Annotated in this window: 19 protein-coding genes; 8 read left to right on the top strand and 11 right to left on the bottom strand. The window is 69.2% G+C overall.

Annotated elements, in window-relative coordinates:
* The first annotated feature begins 300 nt into the window (after positions 1 to 300).
* Positions 301 to 570, top strand: a complete 270-nt coding sequence (locus ACZ3I4_RS33850) for a type II toxin-antitoxin system Phd/YefM family antitoxin (protein ID WP_465386136.1) — start codon at positions 301 to 303, stop codon at positions 568 to 570.
* The gene (locus ACZ3I4_RS33845; RefSeq protein WP_465386135.1) at positions 567 to 833 is read left to right on the top strand and encodes a Txe/YoeB family addiction module toxin; all 267 of its coding nucleotides are present in this window, start codon (positions 567 to 569) and stop codon (positions 831 to 833) included. Before ACZ3I4_RS33850 ends, ACZ3I4_RS33845 begins: the two co-directional genes overlap by 4 nt.
* A 412-nt stretch (positions 834 to 1,245) precedes the next feature.
* Here the strand turns inward: ACZ3I4_RS33845 and ACZ3I4_RS33840 are convergent, their stop codons facing one another.
* Positions 1,246 to 2,004, bottom strand: a complete 759-nt coding sequence (locus ACZ3I4_RS33840) for an SDR family NAD(P)-dependent oxidoreductase (RefSeq protein ID WP_465386134.1) — start codon at positions 2,002 to 2,004, stop codon at positions 1,246 to 1,248.
* A 77-nt stretch (positions 2,005 to 2,081) separates the two neighbouring features.
* Between ACZ3I4_RS33840 and ACZ3I4_RS33835 the strand changes: the two genes are divergently transcribed.
* The 3 genes from ACZ3I4_RS33835 to ACZ3I4_RS33825 all read left to right on the top strand — a co-directional run bounded on the left by ACZ3I4_RS33835 (position 2,082) and on the right by ACZ3I4_RS33825 (position 4,576).
* Complete coding sequence (locus ACZ3I4_RS33835) at positions 2,082 to 2,678, top strand: TetR/AcrR family transcriptional regulator (RefSeq protein ID WP_465386133.1); 597 nt, start codon at positions 2,082 to 2,084, stop codon at positions 2,676 to 2,678.
* Between the two features lie 257 nt (positions 2,679 to 2,935).
* Positions 2,936 to 3,421 (top strand): hypothetical protein, encoded by a 486-nt coding sequence (locus ACZ3I4_RS33830; RefSeq protein WP_465386132.1) that lies wholly within the window; start codon positions 2,936 to 2,938, stop codon positions 3,419 to 3,421.
* Between the two features lie 105 nt (positions 3,422 to 3,526).
* Entirely contained in the window at positions 3,527 to 4,576 is a 1,050-nt protein-coding gene (locus ACZ3I4_RS33825) for a hypothetical protein (protein WP_465386131.1), read from the top strand.
* Between the two features lie 11 nt (positions 4,577 to 4,587).
* On the opposite strand, the gene ACZ3I4_RS33820 is transcribed toward ACZ3I4_RS33825, so the two are convergent.
* The 4 genes from ACZ3I4_RS33820 to ACZ3I4_RS33805 all read right to left on the bottom strand — a co-directional run bounded on the left by ACZ3I4_RS33820 (position 4,588) and on the right by ACZ3I4_RS33805 (position 11,954).
* Positions 4,588 to 5,658, bottom strand: coding sequence for a hypothetical protein (locus ACZ3I4_RS33820; RefSeq protein WP_465386130.1), 1,071 nt, complete (start codon positions 5,656 to 5,658; stop codon positions 4,588 to 4,590).
* Positions 5,659 to 5,680: 22 nt separating this feature from the next.
* On the bottom strand, positions 5,681 to 6,022 hold the full coding sequence (locus ACZ3I4_RS33815) for a PadR family transcriptional regulator (RefSeq protein WP_465386129.1): 342 nt from the start codon (positions 6,020 to 6,022) through the stop codon (positions 5,681 to 5,683).
* A gap of 53 nt (positions 6,023 to 6,075) precedes the next feature.
* Positions 6,076 to 11,508 (bottom strand): Ig-like domain-containing protein, encoded by a 5,433-nt coding sequence (locus ACZ3I4_RS33810; protein WP_465386128.1) that lies wholly within the window; start codon positions 11,506 to 11,508, stop codon positions 6,076 to 6,078.
* Between the two features lie 110 nt (positions 11,509 to 11,618).
* Complete coding sequence (locus tag ACZ3I4_RS33805) at positions 11,619 to 11,954, bottom strand: hypothetical protein (RefSeq protein WP_465386127.1); 336 nt, start codon at positions 11,952 to 11,954, stop codon at positions 11,619 to 11,621.
* A gap of 771 nt (positions 11,955 to 12,725) precedes the next feature.
* Here ACZ3I4_RS33805 and ACZ3I4_RS33800 point away from each other — a divergent pair.
* Positions 12,726 to 13,946: a sensor domain-containing phosphodiesterase gene (locus tag ACZ3I4_RS33800; protein ID WP_465386126.1), complete on the top strand. Its 1,221-nt coding sequence runs from the start codon at positions 12,726 to 12,728 to the stop codon at positions 13,944 to 13,946.
* 7 nt (positions 13,947 to 13,953) lie between these two features.
* Here ACZ3I4_RS33800 and ACZ3I4_RS33795 read toward each other — a convergent pair whose 3' ends face one another.
* The 4 genes from ACZ3I4_RS33795 to ACZ3I4_RS33780 form a co-directional block, all read right to left on the bottom strand.
* A complete protein-coding gene (locus ACZ3I4_RS33795; protein WP_465386125.1) occupies positions 13,954 to 14,076 on the bottom strand; it encodes a hypothetical protein in 123 nt (40 codons plus the stop codon).
* A gap of 68 nt (positions 14,077 to 14,144) precedes the next feature.
* Entirely contained in the window at positions 14,145 to 14,471 is a 327-nt protein-coding gene (locus tag ACZ3I4_RS33790) for a hypothetical protein (protein ID WP_465386124.1), read from the bottom strand.
* 250 nt (positions 14,472 to 14,721) lie between these two features.
* Complete coding sequence (locus tag ACZ3I4_RS33785) at positions 14,722 to 15,300, bottom strand: GNAT family N-acetyltransferase (RefSeq protein WP_465386123.1); 579 nt, start codon at positions 15,298 to 15,300, stop codon at positions 14,722 to 14,724.
* Positions 15,301 to 15,423: 123 nt separating this feature from the next.
* Positions 15,424 to 16,059 (bottom strand): isochorismatase family protein, encoded by a 636-nt coding sequence (locus ACZ3I4_RS33780; RefSeq protein ID WP_465386122.1) that lies wholly within the window; start codon positions 16,057 to 16,059, stop codon positions 15,424 to 15,426.
* Positions 16,060 to 16,143: 84 nt separating this feature from the next.
* On the opposite strand from ACZ3I4_RS33780, the gene ACZ3I4_RS33775 reads away from it, so the two are divergent.
* The gene (locus ACZ3I4_RS33775; RefSeq protein ID WP_465386121.1) at positions 16,144 to 16,734 is read left to right on the top strand and encodes a TetR/AcrR family transcriptional regulator; all 591 of its coding nucleotides are present in this window, start codon (positions 16,144 to 16,146) and stop codon (positions 16,732 to 16,734) included.
* Positions 16,735 to 16,773: 39 nt separating this feature from the next.
* On the opposite strand, the gene ACZ3I4_RS33770 is transcribed toward ACZ3I4_RS33775, so the two are convergent.
* Both ACZ3I4_RS33770 and ACZ3I4_RS33765 read right to left on the bottom strand, forming a co-directional pair.
* Positions 16,774 to 16,953, bottom strand: a complete 180-nt coding sequence (locus ACZ3I4_RS33770) for a hypothetical protein (protein WP_465386120.1) — start codon at positions 16,951 to 16,953, stop codon at positions 16,774 to 16,776.
* A gap of 40 nt (positions 16,954 to 16,993) precedes the next feature.
* The gene (locus ACZ3I4_RS33765; protein WP_465386119.1) at positions 16,994 to 17,221 is read right to left on the bottom strand and encodes a hypothetical protein; all 228 of its coding nucleotides are present in this window, start codon (positions 17,219 to 17,221) and stop codon (positions 16,994 to 16,996) included.
* Between the two features lie 203 nt (positions 17,222 to 17,424).
* Between ACZ3I4_RS33765 and ACZ3I4_RS33760 the strand changes: the two genes are divergently transcribed.
* On the top strand, positions 17,425 to 18,240 hold the full coding sequence (locus ACZ3I4_RS33760) for a hypothetical protein (RefSeq protein WP_465386118.1): 816 nt from the start codon (positions 17,425 to 17,427) through the stop codon (positions 18,238 to 18,240).
* The last annotated feature ends 1 nt before the right edge of the window (position 18,241 follow it).

Raw genomic sequence — 18,241 nt, 5'->3', positions numbered from 1 at the left:
GTATTGAACGCCTTCGCCATCACTTTCGGTGACCGCTGGCCGGCCGCCGAGAACTACTGACCGAACGCCAGAAACACCGTTCGCGTTACGGACCCTGGTCGGCCGACCTGGGCAAGCGTGAATCGATTGTTGGCAGTTTAAGGACCGTCTCGGTCAACGGCGCGTTGAGCTGCGAGTATGCGCTGAGGCACGTAGGTCGTCATCGTAGCTGTTGTCGCTGGTGACTGCCCTGTGGTCGTCGCCTTCTAGGGTTTGATCTCCAGGGTGTTGTACGATATGACGTACAATGCTGGAGGGGTCATGAAGGTCATCACTGCTTCGGACTTGCGGGCGAACCTCGCGAACGAGTTCGACGCCATCGAGAACGACGCCGAAGATCTTGTCGTTACCCGCAGTGGGCACGAGCCGCTGGTCGTCATGCTGAAGAGCGACTATGACGCGTGGCGCGAAACTGAGTACCTGTCCCGGGGCGCCAACGGCCGCGAGTTGCGCCGTCGGCGGGCGGAGATGGAAGCCGGTGAGCTGGTCCAGCATGAGCTGATCGAACAGGACGCGGAGGGCTCTGCGTGAAGCTCGTCTGGCACCCGGATGCGTGGGACGAGTACGTGGGCTGGCAGTCGGGCGATCGTAAGACCCTTAAGCGGATCAATGCTCTCACCAAGGACATTCAGCGAGGTGAAGACGGCGGCATCGGCAAGCCGGAACTCCTCAAGGGCGACCTCTTGGGCTGGGCATCGAGGCGCATCACCGAAGAACACCGGCTCGTGTACCGCGTACTGGACGCCCAGGACCAGTTGGAGATCATGTCCTGCCGCTATCACTACGGTCGATAACGCTTCGTTTCTGATCAGGTGCTGCTGGCCCGGCCGGGCTTCCACCTCGGCGCCCGGCGGGTTTCCATGGCCGAGTTGTTCGGATCCGGCGCGCAACTCACCGCTGGTGGTGGGTTCACCGGCGGCAACGGAGAAATGTTCTTTGCCGCCGTGGCACACACTGATGTGGACTGGGACGGGGTGGCCCACGGGTTGATCTTGACCGCTGATCGTGGATACAGCAGCGCGGCGAAGTGGACGAACGGTGAGCCGGGTCAGGGTATCCGTCGGCGGACGGCTGTTAGCGTCACGATCGGCCTCATAGGTCCGATTTTGCTGAGGGCACGCGCCCGCCCTACTACTGCCGCGAGCTCGGCGATGTCGCATCGAGACCGTCGCGCAGACGCGCATCAGTGGCATGCGACGCGTGGAGCTACCAGGGTGCGCGGGTGCCGTCGAAGGACCAGAGGGCTCCGGTGGGGCCGTCGTCGGGGAGCAGGGCGAGGCGTACGGCTCCTGTGGCGGCTTCGGCAGGGTCGCCGCCGGTGGACATTCCGGCGATGAGGTTAGTGCGGCGCAGCCCCGGTGCGAGGGCATTGACCTTGAAGTGCTCCCCGAGGGCCTGAGCAGTAAGGAGCGTGACGGCGTTGACCGCGGTCTTGGAACTTCGGTAGGCGAGGCCGCCGCCCTGGACGCGCTTCCAGTCGAACTGGGGGTTGGGGTTGCTGTTCCAGGTCAGTGACCCGGTGCCGCTGGAGACGTTGACGATGCGCGGGTGCGCCGAGCGTTGCAGTGCGGGAAGGAAGGCCTGCGTGACGGCGACAAGACCGAAGACGTTGGTTTCGTACGCGATCCGCAGCTGCTCGACCGTGGTGCCGGTGATGTCGTCGCCGCCGGGGTTGACGCCCGCGTTGTTGACGAGGATGTCGAGCTCGCCGATCAGCTCCACCGCCGCGGCGATCGAGGGCGGCTGCGTGACATCGAGGTGGACGACGCGTGCGGCCGGGCCGAGGGCCTTTGCCGCTTGCTGCCCCTTGGCGGGGTCACGCGTGCCGATCCAAACGTGCGTGCCGCGGTGCAGCAGCTGCCGCGCGATGTGGAATCCGATGCCGCTGTTTCCACCGGTCACCAACGCCACGGTGCCCGGCTCTGGTGAGCCGATCTCCTCGGGAAGTTGCTCTGCCTCAGTCACTATCGCTCCATTCCAACTCCAACGTTGCAGTTGGAAATCTAGCAGAGCCGTACGGTCGGTGTTGATAGTCTTTCGAGGTGGCGTGGGACACTGAGGCAACGCGTCGCCGGCTCCGTGATGCCGCACTTGTGGAGTTCGCCGCTCATGGGCTCGAAGGCACGACGGTCGGCGCTATCGCGGCCCGAGCCGGTGTGAACAAGGAACGGCTCTACAGCTACTTCGGCGACAAGAGCGCGCTCTGGGATTTGGTGCTGTCCACCGAGCTGGAACGGCTCGCGGCCGCGGTGCAGCTCACCGGGGCCGGGTTGGATGACATCGGTGAGTTTGCGGGAGCGACGTTCGACTACCACGCGACGCATCCCGAGCTGAGCCGCCTGTTGCAATGGGAAGGACTGCAGGATGGTCCGCCCGCTCAGGCGGCGGCACGCACAGTGCACTACCGGGAGAAAGTGGCTCGTTTCGCGGCCGCTCAGCGCGACGGCCGGCTCGACAGCGGGCTGGATCCGGCCCACGTCGTGTTCGCGCTGATCGCCCTGGCCGCGTGGTGGCAGACCGTGCCCCAGCTGGCCGAGATGATCACCGGCGCCGGATCCGGCGACCAGCTGGAACGCTCTCGACGTCGCCAGTTCGTCGTCGAGGCTGCACGGCGCATCGCGTCACCGTCACGCACCTGACGCCCGCATCCGTCAGGAGCCCAGCACTTGAGCAGCGGGCCATGCGGCGAGGCCGGCCTCTTCGGACGACAACGGCGCGTGCGTCGGTTTGCCGTGTCGATGCACTCGGTCTTTACCAGCGCCGACTACTACTTCGTGGGATTTGCGGTGACGAGTGGACGACTGGGGAACTCGCGGCGCCTCGCGGTGAGGGCGCGGTCTGAGCGGTGCTGCCGCTGATAGCGTCCAGCTCTGTTAATACACCCGAAGGAGCACCGATGCGTCTGCTGCGGATGACTGCCGTCCTGCTGATCATCGGCGTCTCGGCCGGAGCGTGCGCTGACCGGACTGAGATGGCAGGACCCCAGGCAAGCGTCGCTGCGCCCGTCTCCACGGCCGCGTCGTCAACCCCTGTTGATCCCTGCGACAAGTTCGTGGCCTGGCTCGCAGCCCTTCCCGGGGATAGGAGCCAGGCCGCTGTCGGTGAGTACGACCGGATGAGCCACAACCCCGACGACTATCCGCCCCAGCGGAAGATCGCCGTGCACCAGGCCTACTACGCGCACCACGAGCAGCTGATGCGCGAGCTGGCGACGACGGGCGAACCCGCGAAACGGAAGGCGTTCCTGAGCTTCGCGGACGAGCTGGCCAAGTATGCGAGCGATGCCGGCGAGGCCGGCTCGGCCAGGGTCTTCCCGACAGGCGAGGCAATCACGAAGGTGTGCGACCTCCAATCACGCATCGAAGTCAAGCCGCTCCGGTAGGCGGCTTCCGGCAAGCTGGAACGCAAACATCCCTGGGCGCGTGCTGTCGAGGCTAGGCGTTCATTGCCGATGCGGTCCTTGTTCGTCGGCGGACAGTCTGGACGTATGGCTTTGAACCCCGGTGCACCGTCCGTTCGTCGTGCTCACCTTGTGGGCAGTCTTCCCGCGACCGATGCGGCCGCGGCGATGCGGTTTGCGCTCGACCATCTGTGGCCGCATCTGGACTATCTGCCGGACGGCGAGACCGGCGAGCGCCGTCAATGGATTATGAACGTGCTCGACGAGTTCCACCGGCACCCGGCGTTGGAGAGGGTCCGGGACGGGAACTTTTCCGGGTACGACGAAGTGCCGCGCTACCGGGTCCGGCGCGGCGAGCGGCTCTACGGCGCGACGCTGGACTTGGGGATTGTGGTTGCGGCCGAGGCCGCGCTGCCGGCCTATCGTGCCGCGCGAGAAGCGGGTGGCGAGCCCTTCCCCGGTTTTCAGGTTGGCATTCCCGGCGCGCTCGATCTGGCGATGTTCGCGTTCGGGCCGGTCGGCTTGCTGCGGTACGAGAAGCCGTTCCTCGAGGCCCTGTCAACGGCCATGCACGGGGTGTCTGCGCTGGCCGGCGCCGACGTGCTGTTTCAGCTGGAGATTCCGGCGGAGCTGGTGTTGACGGCGCGGGTGCCGAAGCCTGCGCGCAAGGCGCTTGCCGGTTGGCTGGCTGCCCGCGTCACGGCCCTTGCGCTCGGGGCTCCGGCGGGTGCCCGGTTCGGCGTACATCTGTGTCTCGGGGATCTTCACCATCGGGCCCTCGGGCACATGGCCGATGCCGGGCCGCTGGTCACGCTGGCCAATGCGCTCACCAAGCGTTGGCCGGGCTCGCGGCCGTTGCAGTACGTGCATGTTCCGCTGGCCGCGGCGGTGGACCCGCCGGTGGTGGATCCGGCGTTCTATCGACCGCTGCGTGAGCTGCGGCTGCACGGCGCGCGGTTGATCGCCGGGTACGCGCACGAGCGGCAAGATTTACCCGCTCAACTGCGGATCCGGGGTCACATCGAGGAGGCGGTCGGCGCGCCGGTCGACGTGTCGACGAGTTGTGGTCTCGGTCGCCGCGACCGGGCCGGCGCCGCCGCGGCCATGGAACGCATCGAGACCCTGATCAAGGACTGAAGATCGTGCGCTCAGGCTGTGGTGGGCGTACGGACGGTTGCCCTCTGTGGCCAGACGCAGCAGACGACGATGGCGAGGATCGGGATCAGCGACAGGAGGGCGAGCGGCTCGGCGCCCAAGAACACGAAACCGCCCCAGTACACCGAGGGGCCGTGGCCGTTGCGGTGGGTGTTGGCCAGCAGGGAGCCGGTCGAGGTGGGGATGTTGCCCAGACAGGCCGGGGCGAGCATCAGCAGCGTGGCAACACAGAGTTTCCCGTACGCCCGCTGCCGGCCAGGCCCGTACCGGCGCATGCGTTTCCAGGTGTAAAGCCCGAGCAGGGCGCCGAGCAGAGCGCCGGCCAGGCCGCCGAGGATGGTGTCGCGCAGGTGGCCGGGCGGCTCGGCCCACATCAGGTCGAGATTCAGGGCGGACGGGTTGGATTCGGCTTGGGTGATCTGCACTGCGGCGAGATAGCCGGTGCGCGTGCCGGTCACCTCGGCGAACGCGGCGGGGGCAGTCTGCGGACCATTGCGGTGGACTTTTATCTGCACGTCCTGCCAGCCGTGTGCGCGCATCTGCCGGGTGACGGCGGCGGCGACCTGTTCCACGCCGGTCTGCGGGGGCATCATGCCGGTCACACTGGTCCGGCCGGCACGGACGCCGGTGCCGCCGAGCAAAGTGTTTTTGCTGTACGGGTTCCAGAAGGTGTGCCGCCCGTACTGGTCGGCCCTGTCGTCGAAGGGAACCGGCAGGACCGTCGGCGCGAGGCCGATTGCCGTGGTCTTGTCCGGCGCCATCGGGTCCACGTCTTGCCAGGCCAGCCACGAGCCGAGCGCGATCCCGCTCAGCCCGCCGAGCACGGCCGCGAAGGCCGCGATCACGAACGCCCTGCGCCCGAACTCGGCGAGCCGCCGGCCGAGGCCGTGCCGCAGCAGGAACGCGGACTCGCGCGCGGCCGGCCGCGATCGGCCCGGATCGGCGGCGTCGAGCAGCGTCGCGAGGATCTCCGGACCACGCTCGTGCCGATACGTCCGGGGGTAGGCCAACAGCCACCGCCGGTACCTGCGGGCCAGACGCAGGGTGCGGGTGTCGTCGGGCATGGTGATCCCTTCCGGGGTCGATTCAGGCAGTGCGGGGGGCTCCGGCAGGACGGGCTTCGCTCAGCCGCTGGGTGACCATCCGTGCGTCGCGGCGCATCTGCTCGGCCTCGGCGGCCAGTGCGGCGATGCCCGAATTGGTCAGCCGGTAGTAGCGGCGGAGCCTGCCGTCGACAGTCTCCTCACGATCGACCTCGACGAGGCCCTCGTCCTTGAGCCGGTCGAGTGCCGCATACAACGTGCCGGCGGCGAGGCGCGTCTTGCCGTCCGACAGCCGCGCCACCTCTTTGATCACCGCGTAGCCATGCAGCGGGGCCGGAGCGATCGCCGACAGGATCAGAAAGCTCGGTCGCCGCATGCTCGCCATGGCCGCCAATATACAGTTGATCGGTATATCGGGGAAGCCGGCGAACTCGCTGCTCAAACTGGCCCGGAAGGCGGGGCGCCTCGGCGGGGTGCTTTCCCCGTACGCGTTCGCAGGCGGGGCATCCCACGCTCGCGGTCGGCCAGCCAGCGGAGCAAACCGCCGGCCGCGATGACGAGCAGTGCGGCTTGCGCCACCGGCGCCACGTCGCGCCCGGTGACCGGCATGTGAGTGGCCGCAACGACGGTTATCGTCAGGTTCGCGCTGGCCCACCCACCTCGTCCGTCGCCGATGGTGTACTCGACGGACTCCGCGCCGAGCGCGCCGGCGCCCACATGTCTATAGGTCACAGTCGTCGCGGTCATCGTGGCTGTGCCGTGGTGGGGCCGGCGAATCCCGACCATCGTGATCGGATCGCCGTCCGGGTCCCGGTCGTTGCGCAGCGGCCTGATGACCACGCTGTCGCCCGCAACCACCTCGGCCGTGTCGTCGGCCGCGATCGGCGGCCGGTTGCGTCGCGAGGGCGGCGGCCCGGGATGGACCGGCGGTGGCGTGGCGGACCTCGACGGCGTGGGCGCCGTGGGGGGTGCGGAGGGCGGGAGGGCCGGCGTGGGCGGTGTTGTCGGCGGGGCGGGCACCGATGGCACGGGCACAGGCACAGGCACGGGCACGATCACGATCACCGTTGCCTGAGCCACGTTGCCGTCAGCGTCCACCACGTCGTACGTGAAGCTGTCGGTGCCGGTGAAGCCCGGATCCGGTACGTAGGTGACCGTCCCATCCGAGTTGATCATTGCGGTGCCGTGCTGCGGCCGGCCGATCCGGAAGAGCACGACCGGCCGTCCGTCCTGCCCGGTTTCCGGCAGCCGGATGGCGACCGATTCTTCGTCCAGCACGGTGACCTGCTTGTTGGGCACCGACGGCGGGACACCGACGAGGATTTCGAGCCGGGCGCCCGTACGGTGTCCGGCGTCGTCGGTGGCCCCGTAGGTGAGCGTCGCGAGACCCGCGAATCCGGTCGGCGGGGTATAGGTCACTGTGCCTGAGGCAAAGGTCGCGGTGCCGTGGTCGGGCGCGTTGATCGAGGTGACGGCCAGGGTGCCGCCCGGGTCGACGTCGTTGGCGAGCACGTCGACGACAAGCGCGTGCTGATAGGGCGTGGTGCGGAAGTCCGGCACCGCCACCGGCACGCCGTCGGACACGGTGACGGTGACTGTCCCGGTCGCCGTACCACCGTTTCCGTCACTGATCGTGTACGGGAACGTGTCGGGACCCACGTAACCGGCGGCCGGGCTGTATCTGACCGTTCCGGCGGTCACGACGGCCGTGCCGTGCCCGGGCGGCCCGGCCGCGACGATGGCCAGCGTCTGTCCGGGGTTGACGTCGGCGTCGTTGGCGAGCACGTCGACCAGCAGGCTCCGGTCCGACAGCAGCGCCACGGTGTCCGGCCGCGCGACCGGCGCGGCGTTCGCCACCTGAACCGTGACGTGCGCGGAGGCCGTGTTCCCGGCGCTGTCGACGATCGAGTACGCGAAGGTGTCCGTCCCGAAGAACCCGGGATCCGGGCGGTACTCCACCGTTCTGTTCGGGTTGCTGCGGGTCGCGCCGTGCGCCGGCGGTCCCACCCCGCCGACCCGCAGCGGCTGCGATTCGGGATCGGTGTCGTTGGCCAGGACCGCGATGTCGACCGCCGTGTCGGCCGGCACCGGCACGACGTCATCGACCGCCGTCGGCGCGCCGTTGATGACGATGGTGACGTGCGCGGTGCCGGTGGCACCCAGGTCGTCGGTAACCGTGTAGGTGAAGCCGTCGGTCCCGACCGTGCCCGGGTCGGCCCGGTAGGTCAGCACTCCGCCGGTCAGGCTCAGCGTGCCTTGGGCCGGGGCGGTCGCCGAGGTGACGGTGAGCGTCTGCCCCGTGTTCGGGTCGTTGTCGTTGGTCAGCACCGGCAGGACGACCGGCACGGTGGGCCGGGCGTCGAAGGTGTCGTCCGACGCGTTCGGCGGGGCGTTTCGTACGGTGATCGTGACGATCGCCGAGTCGGTGAGCCCCGCCGGGTCGCGGATCGAGTAGAAGAACGAGTCACCGCCGGTGAAGCCGGGGTCGGGCACGTAAGTGACCGTCCCGCCGCTATTGATCGCTACCGTGCCGTGCCCGCCGACCGCGGTCGCGGTCAGGGTCACCGCGTCGCCGTTCGGGTCGTTGTCGTTGGCCAGCACCGGCACGGTCACGGCCGTGTCCGTGTCGGTGCTCACCCAGTCGGGCCGGGCCACCGGCGCCACGTTCACTACGGTGACCGTCACGGCCGCGCCCACGAGCGTGCCGTTGCCGTCGTCGAGCGTGTAGTGGAACGTGTCCACGCCGAGGAAATGCGCCGCCGGCGTGTACGTCACCCGCCCGTCGGCCCCGATCGTGACGCCGCCGTGGCCGGGAAGGACGTCGATGGCGACGGTGAGCGGCTCGGCATTCGGATCGTCGTCGTCGTTCGCGAGCACATTGATCGTCAGGGGTGTGCCGCCGATTCCGGTGACCGAGTCGTCCCGCGCGACGGCGAGCCCGTTGTCCACGGTCACCGACACGGTCGCGGTGTTCGTGCCGCCGTGGCCGTCGTCGATCGTGTAGGTGAACGAGTCCGGCCCGGACCAACCGGTGTCGGGCCGATACGTGATCGTGCCGGTCGGGTTGCGGGTGACCACACCGTGGGCCGGGGCTGTCGCGCCGGAGACGTGCAGCGGGTGGCTGTTCGGGTCGGTGGCCACGGCCAGCACGTTCAGGGTGAGCGGCGTGCGGTAGCCGGTGGTCGTGACGAACGGCTGGGCGACCGGCGGGGCGTTGGCGACGACGACCGTCACCTGGGCGGTGTCCGTGCCGCCGTGGCCGTCGCTGATCGTGTACGGAAACGTTGCGTTCCCGAAGAAACCGGCCGGTGCTGTGTAGGTGACCACCCCCGCGAGCAGCGACGTGCTGCCGGCCCCAGCCGCGGGGGAACCGACGGCCGCGACGGTCAGCTGGTCGCGGTTCGGGTCGGAGTCGTTGCGTTCCGCCGGCACGACCACGCCGGCCCGGGCCGCCGCGTACGTCACCTCGAGCACGTCGTCGGCTGCGGTGGGCACCGCGTTGGCTACATCGACGGAGACCGCTGCCGTCGAGGTGCCGCCGTGGCCGTCGCTGACCGTGTAGTTGAAGGTGGCCGTGCCGGCGAAGGCGGGCACCGGCGTGAACGTGACGTCGGTGCCGGTGAAGGTCACCGTGCCCTCGGCCGGGAGCGGCTGGGTGACGGCGTCGATGGTGAGCGGGTCGCCGTTGGGATCCGAGTCGTTCTGCCGTACGTCGAGGGTGACCGCCGTGTTCGATCGCGTATTGATCATGTCGTTGCGGGCGACCGGCGCCGCGTTCTGCGTGGTCACCGTGACGGTGGCGGTGTCCGAGCCGCCGTGCGGGTCATCCACGCGGTAGGTGAACGTGTCGACGCCCGACCACCCCGGGACGGGCGTGTAGGTGATGGTCTGGTTGGCGTGTGCCACCGCCATGCCGTGTGACGGCGGCCCGGTCACCGAGAAGACCAGGGTCGCCGGCAGGTCGTCGGGGTCGCTGTCGTTGCCGTTCACGACGATCGTGACGGGGGTCGCGTAGGCCGTCGTGGCGATGTCGGCCACGGCCCGGGGTGCGCCGTTGACCACGACCGCGGCGGTGGCGGTGTCGTTGCCGGCATTCGAGTCGGCGCCGGCGCCGCTCACCCGCACCGAGGCGACCGCGTTCGCCGCCGCGGTGTTGTCCACGATCGCCGGGATCGTGGCGTTCGCCGAGCTGCCGCTCACCAGCGGGCCGAGCGCGCAGGTGACCACCTGTCCGGCGACGGAGCAGCCGGCGGGCATCACGCCGGGGGACACTCCGGCCGGCAGGGTGAGGGTGGCGGCGGCGGCCGGCTCGAGGTCACCGCTGGTGTTGGTGACGGTCGCTGTGTAGGTTGCCGTGGCCGGGGTGCCGCCCCGCTGCACGAAGGCCGGCTGCACGCTCAATCCGGCGGCCAGGTCGGCGTGCGGCCGGCGCACGGTGCTGGCGGCCGTCGCGCCCACCGCGGCGACGCTGACCCCGGTGGTGCGCCCGGTGTAGCTGACGTTCACCAGATTAGAGATGGCGTACCCCACCGGGGTCCCGGCCTGGACCGTGACCCGGAACGTGACCCAGGTGGTGCCCGCGTACGGTATCGAGCCCAGGGTCCAGCCGGCCGCGCCACCGGCGTACGAGCCGGCGTCGTCGCCGCCCGCGTCGGTGACCGGAACGCCCTGGACGGTCAGCGAACCGGGTACGTATGTCGTGTACGGCGGGATCGCGTCGGTGAGCCGCACTCCGTCGGCGGTGTCGCTGCCGTCGTTGCGTACGGCAATGCGGTACTCGATCACGTCGCCGGGCAGGAGGTCGCCGCCGTTCAGGTCGGTGCCCGTGAGGTCGGTGGTGATCTTGGGGGCGTACAGGTCGATGGTGAACGTGATGACGCCGGGGTAGTACTGGTCGCCGCTTGTGCTCAGGGTCAGCGTCGTCGAGGTGGCGCCGTGGGCGAACATGCCGGTCGCGTCGACCTGGTCGATGTCGAAGCCGAGCAGGTTCACGTATCCCGGATTGCGGCCGCCCACCGCGGCGCCGGAGTCGCTCACCGTGCTGTTGAAGAAGTTGTCCGCCGGGTTCTGGGCGTCGGCCAGCGGTTGCCCGTCGACCTCGAGGCTGTCCCTGGTGGTGCCCCGGTCACCCTCGTACGCGACCGCGCCGATCTTCGCGTGCACCGTGCCCGCGTGCGGGGTCTCGAAGCCGGCGATCGGGATGTCGGTGTCGGCCCCGGTGACCTGGCCGAAGCCGTCGTAGACGCGCAGGCTGCGCCGGTCCTCGGCGGCATTGTGATAGGCGACGACGAGCGTCCACCCCGCGTACGAACCCTTCGCGAGCGACGCCTGGATGTTCGCCACCCCGTACACGCCGTTGCCGACGCCGGCCACCCGCGCCGTGACGTCAGCGAAGCCCTGATAGATGCTGCCGATCGGAGAGAGGCGGCTCGCCGTGATAGGGCCGTAGGAGGCGCCCCCGTCCGTGCTGAACCGCACCTGGTTGCGCAACGGCGAGCTGGAGTCGGCGCCCCAGTACAGCCCGGCGAACAGCACAGTGCTGCCGGCCGGCATGGTCAGCGTTGCGGTGCTGTCGTTGAACGTGGCCGGATCACCGTCCGCGTCCGTGTACGCCATGTTGTAGGTGTTGTTGTTCGCGTCCGCGCCGGTCGCGGTGCCGTTGCGTGCCTGCGGACAGGTGGCCTGCAAGCTGAGCGAGCAGGTCAGGTTCGCGTTGCCGCGGAGCAGGATCGAACCGTTGGTATCGACCTGGAAGCGGGGGCTGAACGTCTCGGTGACAGCGGCCTCGGCCCGCGCGCCAACGAGAGTTGTCGCCGTCGCCAGGACGGCGACCATGACCATCAGGGCCGCGGCGACGCGGCGTACCCACATTCCACGAGGCTAGGTCGGAGTCGTTGCACCAGAGGAGAAACCCACCTTTCACCCCCGCGCCGCCCGCGGTCGGGTAAAACGGCCGTCGGGGATGGCCCGTGCCGTGGGGTTCACTGGAACCAGAGAGTCCACGACCGGTCGACCGAGTTCAAACCGCCTGACGTGCCGTCCCACGCGGCGTGCACCACGGCATCCGTGCCGGCCGCGCAACCGGCGGTCGAAAGCAGGGCGGACGGAGGCCGGACCGGGCTGAAGGAACTCTTCAAGGTCGAGTCGTTCGCGATGGGGACCCACATGAGGCCGTTCATTTCATCGGGCGCCTCCGCGCGACTCAGCATCGACGTCGCAGTGCTGGAAACGCCGTCGACGCAGAAGAACTCGCCGGAGAACCGCGTCGACCTACCGCGCGTCATAGTCAGGCCGGGCGTGACAGCCGACGCGTCCACTGTTGGTGTGCATGCTGTCCGGGGACCTTCGTTGAGCGGGTCATCGCAGTTGAAGTACCCGAACCGGATGGTGGTGAGCGCGCTTCCCGCTGCACCGGCCGGTCCCGCTGGTCCCTGTGGTCCCGTAGCTCCAGTTGCGCCGCGAGGTCCCACGGGACCTTGCAGCCCGGTCTCGCCCTGAGATCCCGTGGCCCCGGCAGGCCCAGTCACGCCTTGTGGGCCTTGTGGTCCGGCAGCGCCCTGGGGCCCGGCCGGCCCGGCGCTTCCCGCTTCACCTTTCGCACCCGGTACGCCGTTCTCCCCCTGCGGACCCGCGGGACCCGCCAGGCCCCGGGGGCCGGCCACGCCCTGGGTGTTCCAAGTAAGGGTGGTCTCGGTTTTCGTGCAGCCCTTACCCGCGGTCGGTACGCGCAGCGCCCCGGTGCTCTTGTGCTGGCACGCCGTGACAGTGCTGCCCGAGGACGTAACGGCGGCGCCCGCCGAGGAAGCAACGAGGGTGAGTCCAGCGACGATGCCACCAACCAGAAACACCGGGCGGCTGACGGAGCGGCGCAACAGTCGATTCATGCAGGCGCACATCGGTAAGGCGACAATCAACCTGAGGTTGATTACGCTGGCCGATCGTCGGCCTTGGCGGCACGGCTATGCTCGGCGGGATTCGCCGGACGATCGTCGTGAATAGCGCACGACACTCAGAACTGCGGACGAGCCGCCGAAACGACCAAGGTGAGCGCCATACCCACATCTTCCGCCGCGCCTCGAGACCATGGCGTGAGTCTCGATGACCTGCTGCGTGACGGTGGCTTGCACTGCGTCTATCAGCCATTCGTCGACGTGGACACCGGAGCGGTCCTGGCCTTCGAGGCCCTGCTGCGTGGCCCGGCCGGTTCCGACTGGCAATCGCCGATGGTGCTGCTGGACGCGGCTCGGGCGGCCGGGCGGCTCGCCGATCTGGAGCGGGCGTCGCTGCTGGCGTCGCTGACGGACGCCGCGCACCTGTCGCAGGGGCGGCCGGTGACGTTGTTCGTCAACCTGGAGCCGAGCACGGTGACGCAGCGAGTCGACGTGGTCCTCGATGCCCTGTCGGCCCGTGCTCCCCATGTTCAGGTGGTCGTGGAGATCACCGAGCGGGCTCTGGCCGCCGATCTGGCCGGGGTGCTGGCCGGCGCCGAACGGTTGCGGGCCGCCGGGTGTGCCATCGCCCTGGACGATGTGGGCGTGCAGCCGGAATCTCTGGCGTTCATTCCGTTGCTGCGACCAGAGGTGGTCAAGCTCGATCTGAGACTGCTGCGCACCGTCAAGGACCCGGCCACGGTGGCCGTGGCCGGCGCCGTCCGCGCGTACGCGGAACAGGCCGGCGCCGAGGTGGTCGCCGAAGGCATCGAGAGTCCGCAGGACCTGACACGCGCGCTCGTGCTGGGCGCGACGCTGGGTCAGGGCTGGCTGTGGGCTCGCGGCGAACGCCAGTTCACGCCCTCGACGTTCCGGCCCGAGCGGTTCGCCGCCCGCCCGATCGGAGCGGCCCTGCAGGCGACACCCTACGAGCTGGTCGGGGCCGGCCGGCGTATCCGTCATGCGCCCAAGCACCTTCTCGTTCCGGTGTCGAAGACCCTGGAGCTGATGGCCATGGAGGCCACAGTTCCGCCGGTCCTGCTGGCCGCCTTCGAACACGTCAAGTTCTTCCGCCCGTCCACCACCCGCCGATTCACCGAACTCGCCGCGCGGCTGCCGTTCGTCGCCGCCCTCGGCGTGGACATGCCCGCCTCACCCGCCCCCGGCGTCCGCGGCGGCCACCTGTCGATCCAGGACCCGATGGCCAGCGAGTGGACCGTCGTGGTGCTCGGCGCCCACCTTTCAGCAGCCTTGATGGCCCGCGACCTCGGTGACACCGGCCCGGATCCCGACCGGGAGTTCGAGTTCGTCGTCAGTTATGACCGAGCCCTCGTCACCGCGGCCGCACACTCCATGGTCGGGCGGCTGACCGTACGCTGACCGGCCGTCACCGCAGAAGCAGGTTGAGCAGCACGGTCAGTCCGACCGACAGCAGGATCGACACCGCGATCATGCCGAGGCAGCCGAACGGCCCGCCGAGGAACCGGACTTCCGTGTTTCCGATGCGCATGGTCGCCGTCTACCCCCTAAGCGGGCGTACACACCCCAGGTCGACACCCGGGGTGGTGGGTTGAGCGCCTACTTGCCTTCCGGCAGGGACGGCGTCGGCGCGATGATGGCGTAACCCGAGGGGGTGTCGGACTGCTGTTTCCGCAGTTCGGCAATGATCGGCTCCGGTGGCAGCTTGCCGAGGCCGTTGACCGTCGCCGTTCCGTCGCAGGGAATCTCCGTGCTGGCCAGTGCGTCATTGGTCGCGCCGGGCTTACCGCTACGCACCTCGACTGACAGTGTTGTGCCCGGTGTCGCCGAAGTGCAGGCAGCGTGCAACCAGTACTCCTGTCCGGCACGCGCGCTGCGGCGTACGGTGCTCAGGTTGTCGGGGTGACCGTCCTTGTAGGCCAGCACTCTTCGGAACAGCTCGCTCGGGACAGCGGGAGGCGCCTTCAGCGGGGTAGCGGTCGGGCGAGTAGCCGAGGGCGTGGGGGACGGTCCGTTCGCGCTGTGGGGCGCAGCAGCCGGTTGCGGTTCGGGCGCCGGGCCGTTCGTGCACCCCGCCAAGGTGACGGCGGCCAGTGCGGCCGAAAGTATGGCGGTCTCCCGAGGTCTTGGCATGTCCACATGATCGCAAGTGGCGTCGAGTCTGCGGGAGTACGGCTTATGGTGAACGCGGCTCGGCCGCGCTACGCCATTCGTCGGCCAGTAAGGCGTAGCCCAGGCCGTCGAGCCATTGGCCGGATCGGTGCAGGGAATCCCGGACGGTGTGGAATTCGCGGCGCATTCCGACCCGTTCCATCAGCCGCCACGACGCCTTGTTGTCGGCGAAGCAGATGGCCGTCACGCGGCGCAGCTCGAGATCCTCGAAGCAGAGCCGGAGCAATTCCCGTACGGCTTCGGTGGCGTATCCGCGGCCGGCGTGGTCGGGGTCCAACACCCAACCCAGTTCCGCTTGTACGTCGTGGGCCTGGTCGACGATCTCCGCCTGGGCCCAGGCGTCCTCGATCTTGACCATGATGTCGCCGATGACCGCACCGTCGTGCTCGACCACGAGGGTGCTGGCGAGACTGTCCGGCGCCTCGAAGCGGCTGCGGTGCTCGTCCAGGGTGGCCGGAGCGCGGGTTATCCATTGGCTGACGTCCGCGCGGCGCCGGAAGCGCCAGGTGGCCTCGGCGTCGGCGGGGGTGGCCGGCCGCAACGACAGCCGGTCTGTATGCCGCGGCCAGGTCAGGGCAGTCAAGCTCTTACGCGTAATCATGCGAACCGGCCCGGCACGCGACCCCCCGAAGTGATGGCGCTCTGCGATAACTGATCGCCAGCCTAGGGAGACCGATTGTCAAGGGCAACCGCTTGTGAGGTGGTGTCAGGCCGCGTGGCGCCCCTGGGCCGCGCCGGCGAAGAAGGTGCGGCCGCCCATGGTCATGGCCGGCTGAAACTCGGACATCAGCTGAGTGCGGATGGGAGAGTCGGCGAAGCGCGGCTCGAGCTGGAACTCGGCGGCGACCGACCACCAGGTGACCGGGACGATGCCGGCCATCACCATGCGCCGAATGGCCATGTCGTGAGCTTCTTTGCTGGTGCTCGCGGTCGCGTCGGCCACCACGTAGGTCTCGTAGCCGGCGCGTAGTGCGCCGAGGGCGGTCTGCAGCACGCAGCCGTCGGTGGCAATGCCGCCGATCAGCAGCCGGCGACGGCCCGTGGCCTCGACGGCGGCGGTGAAGGCCGGGTCAAGGAAAGAGTTGAAGGCCGTCGCGCGCTCGATGACCGGCTGGTCGCCGATCGCCGCCAGCAGTTCGGGATAGAGCGGCCCGGAGGGCTTGGAGGCCTCGCCGTTGGTGACGACCAGCCCGGCGCCATAGAGCTTGGCCGTCTTGGCCAGCCCGACCGTGTTGTTGAGGTGCTCGCGCAGGTCGTGCGAGCGCAGCAGGTTGGCGAAGCCGACGGCGTAGTCGACCAGGACGACGGTCGAGTTGTCGGGGGAGAGGGGCTCGAGGTTCATGCGGCTTCCTTCGGTGACGGGCGGCCCTTACTGACCGCCTGGTCATTAAGTTAGCTCGCTAATGTCCACGCGTACAGTAAGGGCATGACGTCTGGTGCATCACAGTCGCCGGAGCACCGCCGGCGAACCCGTGACCCCGAGGCAAAGCGGACCGCGATCCTGGCCGCGGCGCGGCAGGTCTTCGCCGAGCAGGGCTTCGCCAAGGCCACGATCCGTGAGATCGCGCGGCGTGCCGGCGTCACGCATGGCCTGGTCATGCTGCATTTCGAGTCGAAGGAGCGGCTGTTCCTGGCGGCTGTGCCGGGAACCCGCGACCTGGCCGCCAGCGTGGCCGGCGACCTCGACGGCCTGCCCGAGCGGGTCGCGGCGTCGTTCGTGCGGCGCATGGAGGCGGCCGGCGGCGCCGACCCGTTCGTCGCGCTGGTGCGGGCCGCGGCGGCCGACCAGGAGGCGGCGAAGGCGTTGCTGGCGGCGATGCGGTCGGAGAGCGTGGCCGGCTATCGAGCGGTGCTGACCGGCGACGACATCGAGGAGCGCGTCGACCTGGTCGGCGCCGTCCTGATGGGAGTGACGATGAGCCGTTACGTGCTGGCCGACGGGCCACTCGCCGCCATGCCGCCGGACGGGGTGGCCCGCTATCTCACCGACGTCCTGCGGGCGATCCTGCTGACCTGAGCGCGGTCGGCGCGATGCCTTGACCGGAGGCGCAACGCTCTAGTTTGCGCAGTGCGGCAAGGGCGGACGGGGCGATGACACCCGGGTGGGTGGCGGTGTCGAGGTGGCGCCACGCACATTGGCCAGCGGAATGGTCAAACTGCTCTTGAGCGACCAGAGCTTGTCCAGACCTTCGATCTCCACGACGAGATTTCCGTCCTCGGTCCTGACGCGAGCCATGAAACGTTCCTTTCTCTCGCCCGCGGCGCAGGCCGTCGGGCTAGCCATCAGAAGCGTGCGCGGACCTCACGCGTACGCGGAGCCGTTCCCCTAGAAGCTCACTCAACGTGATCCCCGTGGTTCGGCCGGGTGGGAGTATCGGCACGTCGTCCAGGGCCTGCTCCAACAGCTGCAACGCTCCGGTGATCACCGCGGCGACTTCGGCGTCGGCCGGGGCGCGCTCGACCGCGGCCAGCAGCAGTAGGTCCAGATCGCCCTTCCGGATCACGGTGTCGAAGAATTGGTCCGGGTCTCTTTCGCTGCGAAGCCGATGAATCAGCGGCTGCAGGACGTGCGCAATGTGCCAGTGCAACGCGGCCAGATAGAGGCCACGCTTACTGCCGAACGTCTTGTAGAGGCTGTTGCGGTGTACGCCCAGATGCCGGGGCGGTACGGCAATGGTTCCGGCTGCCGATCGGCAAGGCGGCGGTGGTGGCAGCCGTCCTGTCGGCCGTGATCCTCGGGGCGGTGGGAGCGGCCACCGGTTCCTGGCTGGCCTGGCAGGCGGCGCCGGTGCCGTCCGACGCGGTGGCCGTGCGGAGCGCCGAGACCGTCGCGGGCGCTCCCCTGGCCGTGCCCCGTGCCGAGCGGCGCGACGGTCCGCGGGAGTTGTGGCTGGGCGTGGATGTGTCGCACGACCACGAGCGGCCGCTGCAGAAATGGACGATCGAAGCGGCGGGGGCGCGACTGCGGGCGAATGGCTGGACGCTCGGACCGGCCGAGGAATTGTCTTCTGCCTCGTACCGGGGAGACGAACGACTCGACTCCGTTTACCACGTGTTCCGGGCGACCAAGGACGGGTACACCCTCACCGGGTATGCGAATACGATCCGCACACCGGGCGTCGCCGGCACAGACCTGCAGGTCAACGTCCATCCGGTCCGTACGGGCGAATGGCCGGCCATCCTGCTGGGCTGGCTCGTCGGGGCGGTCACCGGATGGCTGTTGTCCGGCTGGGCCGGCTACCGGCTCCGGCGCCGCGCATTGCCGCGCCGGTTGGCGGCCCTCGCGCTCGGTCTCACCGCGCTCGGACTCGCCGCTCACCCCACGATCGGCCTCTACGACACCCTCGGCAAACAGGCCTTCACCGACCCCGGCGTCTACGGAATCGCTCCGGCCTACTACTGGGTCGTGGCCAATCCCGCCGCCGGACTGGTCGCCGCGACAGTGGCAAGTGGACTGCTGATTCTCGCCTTGGCCGCCATCGGCCGTCGGCCGGCAGTCTCACCAACCGCGGCGACCACCTGAG

The sequence above is a fragment of the Actinoplanes sp. NPDC021490 genome (assembly GCF_055562135.1).
Note: the sequence above shows the minus strand (reverse complement) of the source record. Positions and strands in the feature narration are given on the sequence as shown.